At 46.8% G+C, this 14,867-nt stretch carries 15 protein-coding genes; 10 read left to right on the forward strand and 5 right to left on the reverse strand.

What is annotated here, in order from left to right; genetic code table 11:
* Positions 1-128 precede the first annotated feature (128 nt).
* The 5 genes from BC343_RS27710 to BC343_RS27730 all read right to left on the reverse strand — a co-directional run bounded on the left by BC343_RS27710 (position 129) and on the right by BC343_RS27730 (position 5,155).
* Positions 129-1,496 (reverse strand): type III PLP-dependent enzyme domain-containing protein, encoded by a 1,368-nt coding sequence (locus BC343_RS27710; RefSeq protein ID WP_078351056.1) that lies wholly within the window; start codon positions 1,494-1,496, stop codon positions 129-131.
* A 91-nt stretch (positions 1,497-1,587) separates the two neighbouring features.
* Positions 1,588-2,640 carry an ATP-grasp domain-containing protein gene (locus tag BC343_RS27715; RefSeq protein ID WP_078351057.1) on the reverse strand — a complete coding sequence of 351 codons (1,053 nt, stop codon included), beginning with the start codon at positions 2,638-2,640 and terminating at the stop codon, positions 1,588-1,590.
* Between the two features lie 3 nt (positions 2,641-2,643).
* Positions 2,644-2,889: a PqqD family protein gene (locus tag BC343_RS27720; RefSeq protein WP_162276959.1), complete on the reverse strand. Its 246-nt coding sequence runs from the start codon at positions 2,887-2,889 to the stop codon at positions 2,644-2,646.
* A 348-nt stretch (positions 2,890-3,237) separates the two neighbouring features.
* On the reverse strand, positions 3,238-3,945 hold the full coding sequence (locus BC343_RS27725; RefSeq protein ID WP_238381887.1) for a LytR/AlgR family response regulator transcription factor: 708 nt from the start codon (positions 3,943-3,945) through the stop codon (positions 3,238-3,240).
* A gap of 10 nt (positions 3,946-3,955) precedes the next feature.
* Complete coding sequence (locus tag BC343_RS27730) at positions 3,956-5,155, reverse strand: sensor histidine kinase (RefSeq protein ID WP_078351059.1); 1,200 nt, start codon at positions 5,153-5,155, stop codon at positions 3,956-3,958.
* A 396-nt stretch (positions 5,156-5,551) separates the two neighbouring features.
* Between BC343_RS27730 and BC343_RS27735 the strand changes: the two genes are divergently transcribed.
* The 10 genes from BC343_RS27735 to BC343_RS27780 all read left to right on the forward strand — a co-directional run bounded on the left by BC343_RS27735 (position 5,552) and on the right by BC343_RS27780 (position 14,829).
* Entirely contained in the window at positions 5,552-5,899 is a 348-nt protein-coding gene (locus tag BC343_RS27735; protein WP_078351060.1) for a helix-turn-helix domain-containing protein, read from the forward strand.
* Complete coding sequence (locus tag BC343_RS27740) at positions 5,899-7,191, forward strand: type II toxin-antitoxin system HipA family toxin (RefSeq protein ID WP_078351061.1); 1,293 nt, start codon at positions 5,899-5,901, stop codon at positions 7,189-7,191. Before BC343_RS27735 ends, BC343_RS27740 begins: the two co-directional genes overlap by 1 nt.
* 114 nt (positions 7,192-7,305) lie before the next feature.
* On the forward strand, positions 7,306-8,556 hold the full coding sequence (locus BC343_RS27745) for a BamA/TamA family outer membrane protein (RefSeq protein ID WP_078351062.1): 1,251 nt from the start codon (positions 7,306-7,308) through the stop codon (positions 8,554-8,556).
* A gap of 291 nt (positions 8,557-8,847) precedes the next feature.
* Positions 8,848-9,447: a hypothetical protein gene (locus BC343_RS27750; RefSeq protein WP_078351063.1), complete on the forward strand. Its 600-nt coding sequence runs from the start codon at positions 8,848-8,850 to the stop codon at positions 9,445-9,447.
* A gap of 147 nt (positions 9,448-9,594) precedes the next feature.
* Positions 9,595-9,879: an RNA recognition motif domain-containing protein gene (locus tag BC343_RS27755; protein WP_078351064.1), complete on the forward strand. Its 285-nt coding sequence runs from the start codon at positions 9,595-9,597 to the stop codon at positions 9,877-9,879.
* A gap of 185 nt (positions 9,880-10,064) precedes the next feature.
* A complete protein-coding gene (locus tag BC343_RS27760) occupies positions 10,065-11,159 on the forward strand; it encodes a Fic family protein (RefSeq protein ID WP_078351065.1) in 1,095 nt (364 codons plus the stop codon).
* 151 nt (positions 11,160-11,310) lie between these two features.
* Positions 11,311-11,727, forward strand: a complete 417-nt coding sequence (locus BC343_RS27765; RefSeq protein ID WP_078351066.1) for a DUF1801 domain-containing protein — start codon at positions 11,311-11,313, stop codon at positions 11,725-11,727.
* 177 nt (positions 11,728-11,904) lie between these two features.
* Positions 11,905-13,239, forward strand: coding sequence for a sensor histidine kinase (locus tag BC343_RS27770; RefSeq protein WP_078351067.1), 1,335 nt, complete (start codon positions 11,905-11,907; stop codon positions 13,237-13,239).
* Between the two features lie 156 nt (positions 13,240-13,395).
* Positions 13,396-13,734, forward strand: coding sequence for a hypothetical protein (locus BC343_RS27775; protein ID WP_078351068.1), 339 nt, complete (start codon positions 13,396-13,398; stop codon positions 13,732-13,734).
* A 408-nt stretch (positions 13,735-14,142) separates the two neighbouring features.
* The gene (locus BC343_RS27780; protein ID WP_143822383.1) at positions 14,143-14,829 is read left to right on the forward strand and encodes a S24 family peptidase; all 687 of its coding nucleotides are present in this window, start codon (positions 14,143-14,145) and stop codon (positions 14,827-14,829) included.
* The last annotated feature ends 38 nt before the right edge of the window (positions 14,830-14,867 follow it).

Below are 14,867 nucleotides of genomic sequence, written 5' to 3' on the forward strand. Positions count from 1 at the left end.
GGGGCCGAAATAAATTCGGCATGACGATTTTTGTTAATGCATAGCGATGAGATTATCATTAACCCCTCCCTGCCTTTGCGCACTATCCCAACCGCACCCCTCCCGAGGGAGGGAATTGGAAAAACGCCCTATGTTGCCTCCTTAGCCTCCCTCAAATATTCCGGCAATACCTCCGGTGCTTCCATGTATTCCAATGTTTCGGCTTTACGGATGAGGTGCGGGCGGTGCTCTTCATCTATCAAAACAATGGCCGGGCGCAGGCTAATGAACTGCATCCACTGCGTCATGTTATAAGCGCCTACCTTGTGCACCACCAGATTGTCGCCGGGTTGCAGGGCAGGCAGGTTCACGCTTTCGCGTATCATATCAATATTCATGCACAGCGGGCCGTATAGCGTAACGGTATCGGTATGCGGCGAGACATCCTGCGCGGGGCTTATCTTATGGTCGTACCACAGCGAGGTGAACAGTGTATTCACGCCAAAATCTGCCACCACGGCACGTCGTCCATCGGCGAGGCGTTTGTTGGCTATCACACTGCCCAGCAGGTACCCAGCATCATCTATCAGCACGCGGCCGCTTTCCAATATCAGCAGAGGCAATTCGTCCTGCTTAAAGCCCGCATCCAGCAGGGTGGTGGTTATGGCTTCGGCAAAATCATCTACCGATGGTACCGTATCAACTCCCGGCAGGTAAGCGCCTTTTAATGTATTGGTTGACGGGAAGCCGCCGCCCAAATCGAGGTATTCGATAGGTGTAGTTAATACCGCGTTGCACTGCAATGCCAATGCGCTCATTTTAGCAGCGGCAACACCGTAGGCCGATGCGGATAGTACAAATGTGCCTATATGGCAATGCAGGCCTACCAGCTGCATGGTGCCCGAGTTTATTATCTTGGTGATGGCGCTCCAGGCTTGTCCGTTCTCGTAATTAAAGCCAAAACGGTCCCACAGGGGGTATATGCCGGTATCCATATTCACGCGGATGGCTACACGTGGTTTGCTGCCGTGCTCCTGGCAAAGCGGAATAAGGGCGTATAACTCGTCGAAATGGTCGATATGGATGAGCGAGTTGTTTTGAATGGCCAGCAACAGTTCTTCGGTGCTTTTTTGCGGGCCATTGAATATAATATGATGCCCCGGCACGCCATTACTCAGCGTCTTGCGGTATTCGAAACCCGATACCACTTCGGCCCAGCTACCCTCCTGGTGGAAGATGCTGCACACAGCGTTAAGGTAATTGGTTTTATAACTCCATGCGAATTGCACCTTAGGGTAACGCGTTTTAAAGGCGCGCACTGCCGCACGGTAGTTGCGCCGTATCTGCCTTTCGGATAATACGAACAGGGGCGAACCAAACTCGTTCACCAAAGCCTTCACCGCCACGCCATCAATATCGCGTACAGCTTCCGACTCGCTTTGTGTGCCGAACTTGTTCATCAGCCCCATATTCATTTTTTTGATGAAGGGGCGTTCGTATTTAAGTTTTTGCGTCATTTCTCTATATTCAAAATTTGGCATGGTGGCTAACACACCCCTGCCTTTGCGCTCATTGCCGGCGCACCCCCTCTCAAGAGGGGAACAAAAATCAAAGTTCCCCAAATGCGGAGAATTGTTGAAACTCACTCACATCCATCACATGGTCCAGCGCGTAGCGGATGAACATTTTGCCCGCTGTATACTTAGTTATCGGCTCAACTGCTTTGCCTTGGGCCATGTTTACCAGCATGGCGGGTTGGTTTTGGCCTGCAGCCGCTGCCAGGTATATCCATGCCGGAAAGCGCGGGTTTATTTCCATAATAAATAGTTCGCCGTACTTGTCCTGCATTAGTTCGAGTTCAAAGCCGCCGCTCCAATTACTTGCTGCTGCAAAGCGTTGTGCAATAGCTATCAGGCTGTCATCAGCAATTGTTATGCCTGCCCATGCTTTGCCTTGGTCGGTAATGTACTGTTTGCGCATGGGTACTACGCTAAGGGCATTGCCTTTGCCATCTGCCAGCCCGGCTACGTTTATTTCGGTGCCTTTTACAAACTGCTGCGCTATTACCGGCGTGCCCCATTTGGCGCTGAGGCGGTAAAAAGCATTCAGCGCCTGGGTGGTATTGTGGGTAATTTCGGCCTCGTAGTATTTTCCCTTTATTACCATCGGGAAGTTTAGTTCGTCGACAGCGGTGTGTATCTCATCTGCATGGAATATGCTGATGCCTTTGGGCACACTAAAGCCATGCTGCCTGCCAAAGGCCGCTAAATTTGGCTTGCTGCAGGCATCCAATTGTTTGTGGGTGGGTAACAGCAAGTGTATGCCCAATTGCTTCAACTCGCTGCTTATTTTGATAAAGTTATGCAGCTCGGCATCAAAATTGGGGATAATAACATTGATGTGCTCCTGCGACTGTATGGCCTGCAGCCGCTGCGCCAATGCCGCCGACCCAGCCGATGGGTAGGGTACCTGATAAGTTTTATCTACCAGTTGGTGCAGGTAAATGCCGGGTTCTAAAGATTCGTAGGCAAGGCCAATAATGCGGGCATGGGGGAAAGCTTCACGCAAGGCGCGGATAACCGGTATGCCCGGCCCCGGGTTTTCGGTTGCGTTTAGGCCGGTAACGCCTATTACCAAAGGTGCATCAATAGGGGCTGCCATACGCTACTTAGCTTCTAAAAGGTTGGCATCTTTCAATTGCAGCACCCAGTCTTCCCAATCGCGCTCCAGCGTACTTTGGTCCACATCATAAGCCTGTAGTATTTCCAGCTTTATTTCGGCATCGGTTTTACCGGCCTTCATCAGCGCCAGTATAAAGGCGGCAATGCTGTTGCTGGTATACGAATCGCCGGTAGCGGGGTTAAATATAAACCCGTTATCGCTGGTAGCTATGTTGGCCTTAAGTTTCACGTAAAAAATAAATCAAATATAAGGGGTTAATTGGTTGTGGTTTCAATATCGAATAAAGAATGCCGAATATCGAATAAAGAAGGGAAAAAACTTCGGCGTTCATTATTCGATATTCGGTGTTCGGAATTTTTCTGTTTACCCCGCCCTTCGCTCCATATCCCTTATAAGCGCAGGCAATTTATTACAAAATATCAGTAATAAAATAGCCGCGAGGGTTAATATCAGTTCGGGGATGCCTAAGCCGTACATCAATTACATATTAAGTTTATGTAACAAAGATGCATGCGCGCAGGCGCGTACGGGGTGCAGGTATCGGCGAATGGGGTAATTGTATGGATTAATGCCGCCTTAAAAGTTACGTGCCCAGCCCCGTACCGATTCGGTATAGCTTTCTCCAATAGGCAATTCCGCGTCGCCCAGCTTTAGTTTTCGGTTATGGATAGAGCGTACTTTGCTTACTGCAATAATGTAGCTGCGGTGTATGCGTTTAAATTTATCGGCAGGCAATTTTTCCAACGCTTTTTTTAACGACATCAGCGTGAGCACGGGTTTAGGCTGCCCCGCCAGGTGTATCTTTACGTAATCCTCCATACTCTCCAGGTACTCTATCTCGGCTACGTTTATTTTTACCATGCGGTATTCCGAATATACATAAAAGCTTTCTTCGGCGGCTTCCGCACTGCTGTTGTTTTTGTAATTGTAAAATTCCAGCGCTTTTTCCACTGCTTTGGTGAAACGGGCAATGTCGATGGGTTTCAGCAGGTAATCAAGCGCTTCTAACTCAAAACCCTCGAAGGCAAAGTTTTTATAAGCGGTGGTGAAGATGATGATAGGCTTATTGGCCAACGAACGCACCAAATCAATACCCGTAATATCGGGCATATTAATGTCAACAAAGAGCAGGTCTACCGGGTTGCTTTTCAGGAACTCGGCACCGCTAATGGCATCCTCGAACGAGCGTACCAGTTGCAGGTAGGGGAAACGCGAAATATATTCTTCTATCAGGTCTAAAGCCAGCGGCTCATCATCAATAGCAACGCATTTTAATTTGATCATACAATATCTTTTAACTCGTTAACACCAGTTTTACCTTGAACGTGCCGTTGGCTTCGGCTATGCTCAGCGTATGTTTATTGGGGTAGAGGTGCAGCAGCCTTTGTTTGGTGTTGGCAATACCTATGCCCCCGGTACGGTCGGGCATGCCGGCGGGGTGCTCGAAAACCGCATTCTCGCACTCAAAGGTGATGGTGCTACCACTGGCTATAATTTTTATATCGATAGCGCTTTCGGCTTGTTTGCTTACGCCGTATTTAAAGGTGTTCTCTACAAAGCTCATTAAAATAAGCGGGGCTATACGCTGGTTGCCAATCTCGCCTTCAACCACAAAGTTCACGGTAGTTTTGCGGCCGAGGCGCAGCTTTTGCAGGTCTACATAGTTTTGTATGCACTCCAAATCCTGCTGAAGGGGGACGAAGTCGCGGGTAACATCGTCGGTAACGTAGCGCATAATGTTCGATAGCTTCATGATACTTTCGGATGTATGCGGGCTGTTCATCATCGATAGCGTGTAGATGTTATTAAGCGTATTGAACAGGAAATGCGGGTTTATCTGCGCTTTCAGGAAGGATAGCTCGGCATTTACCTTTTCGGCTTCGGCCTTTACCACCTTTTGCTCGGTAGTTTGCCATTGCTCCACCGTACGGATGGATAACCCAAGCGCGATGATGATACCGAACAGGAAAAGGCTGACGATATCCACCGAGTTATTGTGCCGCCAGAGGCTTTCGCGCGGGGCTGGTTTGGCTTCAGGTAGTTGCATGCGCAGGCCCTGGTGGGGTAAAGGCCCAAATGGTAATGATTTGCCGGGGCCATGTGCCAGGCTATCATTCAGTTTGGCCTGTACGGCTTTCAACGAGTCGGAAGCTTGCTGGCGGGCAAGTGCTTCCATTTGCTCCTGGAAACGGGGGTTGTGTATCAGCAATTTATCAAAGGGTTGCAGAAACCAAACCAGCCCCAACAGAATTACGATGCACCCGCCATAAACCCAGCGTTTTTTTTGCAGGAAGAACGATGGTATAAGGTACCAAAGGTTGAAATAGAACAGCGTAAGGTAAGTGAGGCAAAACAGCCAGTAGTAGGGGGATGAAAGCAGTATCCATGCGCCGCTTTGCTTGCTGCCCGTACTTAAAAACAACACCGGCAATACCAAAAACAGCAGCCAGCCGGTAACGTGTATAATAATGTTGTTTAATTTAAAACGCAGCATATAGGTATTGGCAAGCGGCTTATTTGTAACAAACCTGTTGCCGAAAATAAGTAATAATGTTGATCGATCACAAATATGCGCAAATCTGCAAGCGGACAGGGAGAATGGCCGATTAATGTGGGATATGTGTCGGCGAGCCGTTGTCTGAATCAGAATTTACAGAGTTTTAGAATGAACAGAATTATAGCTTTATGGCTATTACTTATGTGTATCCTGAAAATTCTCTCATTCTGAAAATTCTGATTCAGATAATTAATGTATGAATTTTGCTGCACTAAGTGCTATTTTAATCATTAATGCAGTAAAAATCATACATTTTTAACTTTATATTTGGTTTGGCAATAAAGTTGTATATTTGTATGAAAAATGCTGCATTAAAGCACATTTTGGCACTTAATGAATGAAAATTCATACATTAATTGGTTTGCTACAAGTGACCAATTTATTTTGGATACTATTGGCGATTTTTTAAAGAACGCCCGCTTGCAGCAAAATAAAACCCAACTGCAAGTAGCCGAAGCTGCGGGCGTGAGCCGTTCTACCGTTAGCCTTTTAGAAAAGGGTAGGGGTGGTACCTTGCTTTCGCTATTGCAGGTATTGCGCGTATTGGAGCAACTGCCTGTGCTTGATAGTTTTATGGTAGAACAAAAGGTTAGTCCGCTGTTGCTGGCCAAACAGGAATTGCAAAAACGCAGGCGGGCGCGTAATAAAAATGGCAACGAGGATGCCCCAATAAGCTGGTAATGATAAACAACGCATTTATAACTCTTTGGGGCGAGCGCGTTGGTGCTATTGCCTGGCATGCCGATAGGGGCATTGCCGACTTTGAGTTCGAGCCGGCTTTTATCCGTAAGGGGCTGGATGTGGCGCCTTTTAAAATGCCGCTTAACCGCGCAGCCGGTAATATATTCTCGTTCCCCGAATTGCGGGATACTGCCACCTTTAAAGGGCTGCCCGGCTTACTGGCCGATGTATTGCCCGATAAATATGGTAATACCCTTATAAACGCATGGCTTGCCCGCGCGGGCCGCCCGGCAGATAGCATGAACCCGGTAGAGATGCTTTGCTTTATCGGGCAGCGTGGTATGGGCGCATTAGAGTTTGAGCCCGTAGTACCTAAGGGGAAGGATAGCGCAACTAAACTGGAGATAGCCAGTTTGGTGGAAGTGGCGGAAGAAATATTATCGGGCAGGAAAGATTTCCATACCGACCTGTCTGCCGATGAAGAAAAAGGCTTGCTGGATATTTTGAAGATAGGTACGTCTGCCGGCGGGGCGCGAGCCAAGGCTGTAATAGCCTACAACACCGAAACCGGTGAAGTACGCAGCGGGCAGGCTGATGCGCCGGATGGTTTTAGCCAATGGCTGATAAAATTTGACGGTGTGCACGATGCGCAGTTCGGTAGTTCGCGCGATTACGGGCGGGTAGAAATGGCTTATCACCTGATGGCTGTAGCCTGCGAAATTGAAATGACAGAATGCCGCCTGCTGGAAGAGCATGGCCGTGCCCACTTCATGACCAAGCGTTTCGACCGCCCGGATGGCCAGAGTAAGCTGCATGTGCAAACCTTTTGCGCCATACAGCATTTCGATTTTAATAATGTGGGGCTGTATAGCTACGAGCAGCTTTTTCAAACCATGCGCATGCTGCGGTTAGATTATCCGCAGGCAGAGCAAATGTACCGACGTATGGTGTTCAACGTATTGGCCCGCAACTGCGATGATCATACCAAAAACTTTGCCTTTATGATGAACCGAGACGGTGTTTGGCGGCTTGCTCCTGCTTACGATGTTTGCCATGCCTACCGCCCCGGCAGCCCCTGGGTGAGTATGCAATCGCTAAGCCTCAACGGCAAACGCGAAGGCTTTACCCGCGCCGACCTATTGGAAGTTGCCCGCCAAATGAATGTGAAGAAAGCCGACAGCATTATTAACCAGGTGCAAGATGCGCTTAAGCAATGGCCGCAATATGCAGGCGAATGTAAAGTAGAGGAAAGGCTACAGGAAGCAATAGCGAAAACTTTTGTTGCAGTGTAAGCTGCCCCTTTTTTCATCATCTGCACATCTGTAATCTGCATATCTGCACATCTTTTTTACCTTTGTTGTAACCAATAGAGCCGTTATCCTGTCGTTATAAGTAAAATATTTTAAATGAAATTTACCGCAAAAGCAGTGTTGCTTGTTACGGGCATTATAGTACTACCCACTGTTTTACGCGCCCAGGATAAAAGCCCGGTGCCGCTTACCAGGCACCGCCAAACCGATACCCTTGTGGTGCCCCAGCAAGATACCATCCGCCAAAAGGACCTTTACGATGTTATCAGCTCCATTTTTCATAAACAAACGCCGGAAGATAAAAAGGTAGAAGTGATAGGCAGTAAGCCTGTTATTTCGATATTGCCGGCCATTGGGTACACGCTACAAACCAAATTGGCAGTTACGCTATCGGGCAATGTGGCCTTCCGTACATCGCCGGATGCGCGCATATCAACCATTAGCTCTAACTCTGCCTATACGCAAAACAAGCAGCTCATTATCCCCATACAATCAAACATATGGCTGGCCAATAACACCTATAATTTGGTGGGCGATATTAAGTTTTACAAATACCCGCAAAGCACCTTCGGGCTGGGGAGTAATTCTTCGGCATTGGATGAAAACCCGATGGATTACCGCTTGTTCCGTTTTTCTGAAACGCTTTTGCGGCGTATCACAGGCAGCTTTTATTTAGGTGCGGGTTTTATTACCGACCACCACTCAGAGATAAGCGAGAAAGGTAACCCGGATGGCAACCTGTCGGACTATGCCCTTTACGGAGCCGATGAAAACACTACCTCGGCAGGTTTTACGCTGAATATGCTGGTAGATATGCGCGATAATTCGATAAACCCATCGCGTGGCTTTTATGCAGCAATGGTTTACCGCGACAATAAGAAGATCTTAGGCAGCACAAGTGCCTGGAGCTCGCTGGTGGTTGATGTGCGTAAGTACCTGCGTTTCCCGGAGGGATCTAATAACGTGCTGGCTTTTTGGAGTTACGATTGGCTGGTGCTAAACGGCAAGCCTCCTTACCTGGATCTGCCCGCCAACACCTGGGACCAATATAACGGTACCGGCCGCGGCTATATACAGGGCAGGTTCCGTGGTGCGCAAATGGTATATGCCGAAACCGAATACCGTTTTAAGCTTACCCGTAACGGCCTGCTGGGCGGTGTGGCCTTTGTAAATGGCGAAAGCTTTTCGGGCGCACCGGGCACGCCATTGCAGCGTGTGCAGCCGGGCTACGGAGCGGGGCTGAGGTTGAAGCTGAACAAGGTATCAAAAACCAATATCTGTATTGATTATGGCATGGGTAACCAGCATTCGCGCGGAGTGTTTGTTACGGTGGGAGAGATATTCTGACACGATTTAACAGGATTAAGGGATTTAAGGATTAGAACAGGATTTTTTGTAGTCACTGTCAAATACACCGATTTTGCTGATTTTGGGTTGATCTTACTAATGCATATTGATTTGGATGGGGCGTGTTAATAAAGATGAAAATTTGATGAAATTTTATTGGAATTAAGGAAACCTTTTGTAGCTTGTGTCCGTATTATAATTTAGTTAAAAAGTGTTAAAACTTTTGTGGGTTAGGGTGTGCAGCGGTGTTTTTAGGTTTTATTTTAATAATTTTGGTGCATTTATTGGCCTATGGGTTTTAAACGGTTTACTTACTTCTACATGTGCTGCGTTTTGTCGCTGGCATTTTTGGCGTCATCGTGCCAGAAAGACCAAGGCAATACCGCTGTCGACAAAAAGAAAGCCGCTGCCGCAGTTGATACCGCACTTTCCGCATCGCCTGGTGCCAATTTTTTAGCTACCGGTGGTACGTTAACCTTAAGCTTACAAGATTCTACATATACTTTTGATGCAGCTAAAGATTCCGTTGCTTTTGTGAACATTAGCGTTGGAGATAATCAATACTTCGGTATTACGGCCATTAATAAAGCCCATACCATGAGTTTTGCTATCAGTAGTAAAGGTACTGCTGCCACCGAAATTACCAAGGGCGTAGAGGGCAGCCAATTACTGCTAAGGCCCGATGCTATGCATATCAAGCAATATAGCCTAACACAATTTACCGAACCCGGTGATGCCGGCGTGCTCGACCTGCAACACTACCGCCGTGATAGTGTTTTGGCCAAAGGCACCTTCTTTACTTTTTTAGCCCCTGATGATAAGGCCGCATCGCCTTTTTACCGCGTAGAGGGAAGCTTTAACCTGAAACTGGCGCAGCCAAAAAAACAATAAAAAATTTCCCTTTAAACCCATTGGGAGTATTGAATGTGTAGTTTTGACACTTCATTGTAAAAAACGGGCTACACCCAGCCAAAACCCCGTAAACGCTTTAAAAAATGCCCTTTTTTGCGTACATTTGCAGAAAAACAAAGGAGATTAATGAAAGTATTTATTGGCGGCCTTCCATTAGAAGTGAGCGAGGCTGAATTAAATGCGGTTTTTGAAGATTTTGGGCCGGTTAAGTCGCTCCGCATCATCAAAGATCGTGAGACAAAAGAGAGCAGGGGTTTTGGCTTTGTTGAGATGGAAAACGAAGATGAAGCTAAAGAAGCTATCAGATGCATGAACGGGCAAAGCTATTACGGCAAACGTATTACAGTTAATATTGCTGAAGACAAAGGCCCGGGTTTTAACGCAGGCCGCGGCGGTTTCAGCCGTAACTAAGCACCCCTTATATATTTTTTGGAAGCCGGCAATGCCCGGCTTTTTTTGTGGGCTTTTGCGGAGAATAGGTAGGATTATCTCCGCATATTTGCGGAGAATTATTTATTAATGCGGAGAATAGTGTTTATATTTACCGCATATTTGCGGAGAATAGTGTTTATATTTACCGCATATTTGCGGAGAATATGTATATCTATCAAGCGAAAGGTTGGCCAAATTTTGTGTGGAATACTAATGAAGTATTGCCACTATTGGGTAAAGTGCGCCACAGGCAAGGCCTTTTGTTTGGTCAAATGAATAGCTTAGGATTTTCACTAAAGGAGAATGCTGTTTTAGATACTCTTGCACTTGATGTTACGAAGTCAAGTGAAATAGAGGGCGAAGTGCTTAATCTCGAACAGGTGCGCTCATCGATAGCCCGGCGTTTAGGCATAGATATAGGTACAGTTACACCGGCAGGTAGAGATGTGGAAGGAGTGGTTGAAATGCTGTTGGATGCAACGCAGCGTTATGGTGAGCAATTAACTGCCGAGAGGCTATTCGGCTGGCACGCGGCTTTGTTCCCAACGGGACGAAGCGGTATGTATAAAATAACAGTAGGCAACTGGCGTACGGGGGAAGCTGGCCCAATGCAGGTAGTTTCAGGGCCGATAGGACGGGAAAAAGTGCATTTTGAAGCGTCTGATGCTAATCTGCTGAAGCGCGAGACGGACTCCTTTCTAAATTGGATAAACAACGACAATACCAACGATCCTGTAATAAAAGCAGCGATAGCACACCTTTGGTTTGTAACTATACACCCCTTTGATGACGGGAACGGGCGCATAGGGCGTGCAGTAATGGATTTGTTGTTGGCACGTGCTGATGATAGTACGTATCGGTTTTATAGTGTATCGGCTCAGATATTGCGCGAGCGGCAGGAGTATTACAAGCAATTGGAAGTTACGCAGAGGAGCAGCCTTGATATAACACCTTGGATAACCTGGTTTTTAAATTGTATGTACCGGTCGATGAGCTATTCGGAAGAATTGTTGGCAGGTGTGGTAAAGCGTAATGAGTTTTGGGCTAAATACAAAGAAACCGATCTGAATGAACGGCAGAGGAAGGTGTTAGTTGTTTTGCTCGACAATTTTTTTGGTAAGCTTACCAGTTCCAAATGGGCAAAAATGGCTAAAACCTCGCAGGATACTGCTACGCGCGATTTGCAGGATCTGGTAGCAAAAGGTATACTGGTTAAAGAACCAGGGGGTGGTAGAAGCACGAGTTATACTCTTGTTTAATCCTGACCTGCGCTAATTGGCTCAAAAAAGGCTGCATTATGAGCCGAATAAGTTTATTATTCGGCTCATGAAAGTTTTTCCAACAAGTTTAATATTTACACTATGTAAATAAATACCCCGTATATTTGGTAAACCAAATCTCCCCCGCCTTATGTACGAGCTAAAAACTAAGGACACCGGTACCCCTGCCCACGATTTCCTGGCCAAAGTAGAGGACGAGGCCATACGCCGCGATTGTTTTGCCATTGCCAAAATGATGGAAGATGCCACAGGCAAACCTGCAATAATGTGGGGGACGGCAATTGTTGGCTGCGATAGCTACCATTACAAATATGCCAGCGGCCACGAGGGGGATATGTGCCTTATAGGGTTTTCGCCACGCAAGAGTAATATTGCCTTGTACCTGGCCCCCGGCGACGAAGAACGTGCCGAACTGCTGCCAAAATTGGGCAAGCACAAAATGGCCAAAGCTTGCCTCTACATTAAAAAACTTGCAGATGTAGATACATCGGTATTAAGCGAGTTAATTACCCGTTCGGTAGCATCCATGAGGGAACGGTATCCTTAAGGGTAATAAAACCACGTAGAAATACCCGTTTTGTAAGTTTTAAGTTTATAAACCCGCTCTCTTGTTATCCTTATATTGCATGCTTCAGCTATATTTGCCCGTTAAATTTAACCGTAGCTTACAATTACCCTGTTTTTTATCATCGGTAACGTTACATTACCTAAACATTAGTATACATTGAGCCTCATTGGAAATATAAATAAGCTTTGGATAAGGGTTACCGGTTCAACGGCGGAGTTTCCTTTGGAGGTGCGCATATTCCACTCGGTTTGTATTATAACCATTGCGGCGCTTGCCTACAATGTGCCGTTCAACTTCATTATAGGGCTTCCGCTTATATCGCTGCTTAGCTTTGTTGCGCTACTCATATTTTCAGGGTTGTACTATTGGTCGCGGCATAAGGGCAAACCAACTATTGCCATTGCCATATTTGCCATTGTTGGCTATAGCCTGTTTGCCATCAACTTCTTTTACAACTCGGGCACTAACGGGCCAACGGATCTGTTTATGGGCTTGTGTGTGTTGGTGCTGCTTTGCATTGCGCCAAAGAAGCAACACCGTTTTTGGATAGCCCTAAACCTGGCCATTATATTGGGGCTGCATACGCTGGAGTATTTTCACCCTGCGTTTATACCCGACTCTTACGAGGACAAGAACGCCCGTTTCTTCGATATGTCGTCAGCCTATGTGGTGGTGGTTATTGTAGTATATTATACCATTACCTACCTGCGCCGCAATTACGACCACGAAAAGCGCTCGTCGGCAGATAAGGCAAGCTCTATAGAGAAAAAGAATGTGCAGATAATGCAGCAGAACCAGGAGTTGGAGCGCATTAACCAGGAGCGGAACAAGCTGATGTCGATAATAGCGCACGATCTGCGGTCGCCACTGAGCAATATCCAAAACTACCTGGAACTGGTTACGGAGTACGAACTGGATACCGAAGAACGCCGCATGGTAGAGGGCGACCTGCTAAAAGTTACCCGCCGCACTATTGATATGCTGGGTAAGCTACTCATTTGGAGCAAAAACCAAATGGACGGCGTAACCGTGAAGCTGGGTTATGTTACCCTTCGCGGCGCGTTGTTTAATACGCTGGAGCTGGAACGAGCTATTGCGCTTAAGAAAAACATTAGCTTAACTGCTGAGCTCGACTGGGATATAAAAATTGTAGCCGATAGCGATATGCTGCAATTGGTGATACGCAACTTGCTTAATAACTCTATAAAATTTACGCATGAGGGCGGGCAGATAGCATTTAAAGCCAAACGCATAGGCAGCGAGTGCTGGCTCATTATTCGCGATAATGGCATAGGCATCACTGAAGAAAAACAGGCAGAATTATTTACCCTTCGCGCCGGTGCAACCTTCGGTACCGCTAATGAAAAAGGCGTGGGCCTGGGCTTATTGCTATGTAAAGAGTTTACCGAACTGCAGGGAGGCCGCATATGGCTGGAAAGCAACCCAGGCGAAGGCACCGCCTTTTATGTATCTATGCCGGCGGGGAATTAGTTGGCAGTTTGCAGCGGGCAGTCTGCAGTTCATAGTTGATGGTTCATAGTAGGGGGGCTCAATCACAGTTCTCAATAATTCGTATCTTTGCCGCCTGTGGAATCTCAAACTAAAATCGGTGTAATCTTGTTACAATCGGTGTAATCCCCAAAGAATATGAAACCCGGCGATAAAGTATTGTGTATTGATGATAGGATAGACCCCGACAAGAACGAGGAGATACGCCGCGACTTTGAGATTTGGATAACTAAGGATAAGGAATATACCGTACGCGAGGTGCTCGATAACAATGGTATTGTACCCGGGCTGTTGTTAGATGAGGTGCACAACTTCCCCAAGTTTTTCAAACTCATCAACCGTTTTCAGGAGCCTGCATTTGCTACCTGGCGTTTCCGTAAATTAAATTACCAAACCCGCCCTGCCGAAGCTTTGGAAGAAACAGAAGAGTTGGTAGAAGTGGCGCCGTTGAGTATTCCCGAAAAAAAAGAAATTTAACAATATCGTCATCCTGAACTTGTTTCAGGACCCCATCATATAAGCCACAACGCATGGAGGCCTTGCATGTGCATTACCTGCCGTGTGGGGTGCCGAAATAAATTCTGCATGACGCGAATAAACATAATTCGATGCCAAGTTTATCTGCACACCCGTATTCCCCGTTACTTTACCATATAAATACCGTTAAAACACGGTTGACTTAGCGCGTTGTACTGCCGATTTTTGCAGCATCAACCCTATGTCACTTATGAAATCATTTATCTTGCTGCTGCTTATGTTCGTAGGCCTGTGTTTGTTTGCCAATGCTTTGTTGGTATAGCGCAAAGCCCTGCTATTTCTTATTCCTCAAAGCCTTTCTTTAATTCTTTATTCAGGAATACGCCAGTCCGAAATTTATTGCATAGTGTGGCAGGCCACGCAAAGAATAATCTTTATGTTGTAGCTTTGTCCGTAGTGGAGAAGCCCAATAAAATAAAAACAATCCGCCCGGAAACGCTGGAGTTTATAAGCCGGTATAATGAGTTACGCGGCAAGGCCTTTACCAGTAATGGCGAACTTGCGCAGGTTTTGGGTTTTAACAACGCCAGCAGCATAACCGAGATCATTAAGCGGCGCCAAAACATCGACCCCGAAAAATTCAGGCTGTTTAAAGAGCGGTATGGCATAGTAAATACCGCTCCTGTTAATACCGAAAGCGCCTCCGTCAATTATAGCGCTGGTATACCCATGTATAATGCCACTCCGGATACTGCTGTTGTTGGTCACATGAACTTCCCCGGCATAGAAGACTGTGATTTCGCCCTACCTGTTTGGGGCGACGGTATGGAACCTTACCTGCCTAATGGCTGCTGGGTAGCCCTGAAGCTCATGCATGATAAAAAGATAGTGCCCGGCGAAGTGTATTACATAGAATGGGGCGGGCACCGTATGTTTAGGCGCCTGCTTATGGGAGATACGGTGGGTGAAATAATTGCCAATTCGGATAATGCGACGGCAATACCGGGGGGGCGCTTAAAGTATGGCTCTTTTAGTGTAAAGATTTCCGAAATAAGTAAATTGGCGCTGGTGAAACATATCCACAGGAAAGTGTGAGGAGGATACGCAACTCGCCGAATAATTGCGCTAAGCTG

The organism is Mucilaginibacter pedocola, assembly GCF_002013915.1.
GTDB lineage: Bacteria > Bacteroidota > Bacteroidia > Sphingobacteriales > Sphingobacteriaceae > Mucilaginibacter > Mucilaginibacter pedocola.

Bases quoted from the DNA above. Each gene is read 5' to 3' on its own strand.
- BC343_RS27735 (WP_078351060.1), top strand. From the start codon at position 5,552: ATGAATGAAAATTCATACATTAATTGGTTTGCTACAAGTGACCAATTT.
- BC343_RS27730 (WP_078351059.1), bottom strand. From the start codon at position 5,155: ATGCTGCGTTTTAAATTAAACAACATTATTATACACGTTACCGGCTGG.
- BC343_RS27765 (WP_078351066.1), top strand. From the start codon at position 11,311: ATGTACGAGCTAAAAACTAAGGACACCGGTACCCCTGCCCACGATTTC.
- BC343_RS27725 (WP_238381887.1), bottom strand. From the start codon at position 3,945: ATGATCAAATTAAAATGCGTTGCTATTGATGATGAGCCGCTGGCTTTA.
- BC343_RS27745 (WP_078351062.1), top strand. From the start codon at position 7,306: ATGAAATTTACCGCAAAAGCAGTGTTGCTTGTTACGGGCATTATAGTA.
- BC343_RS27760 (WP_078351065.1), top strand. From the start codon at position 10,065: ATGTATATCTATCAAGCGAAAGGTTGGCCAAATTTTGTGTGGAATACT.
- BC343_RS27755 (WP_078351064.1), top strand. From the start codon at position 9,595: ATGAAAGTATTTATTGGCGGCCTTCCATTAGAAGTGAGCGAGGCTGAA.
- BC343_RS27715 (WP_078351057.1), bottom strand. From the start codon at position 2,640: ATGGCAGCCCCTATTGATGCACCTTTGGTAATAGGCGTTACCGGCCTA.
- BC343_RS27710 (WP_078351056.1), bottom strand. From the start codon at position 1,496: ATGACGCAAAAACTTAAATACGAACGCCCCTTCATCAAAAAAATGAAT.
- BC343_RS27750 (WP_078351063.1), top strand. From the start codon at position 8,848: ATGGGTTTTAAACGGTTTACTTACTTCTACATGTGCTGCGTTTTGTCG.
- BC343_RS27740 (WP_078351061.1), top strand. From the start codon at position 5,899: ATGATAAACAACGCATTTATAACTCTTTGGGGCGAGCGCGTTGGTGCT.
- BC343_RS27775 (WP_078351068.1), top strand. From the start codon at position 13,396: ATGAAACCCGGCGATAAAGTATTGTGTATTGATGATAGGATAGACCCC.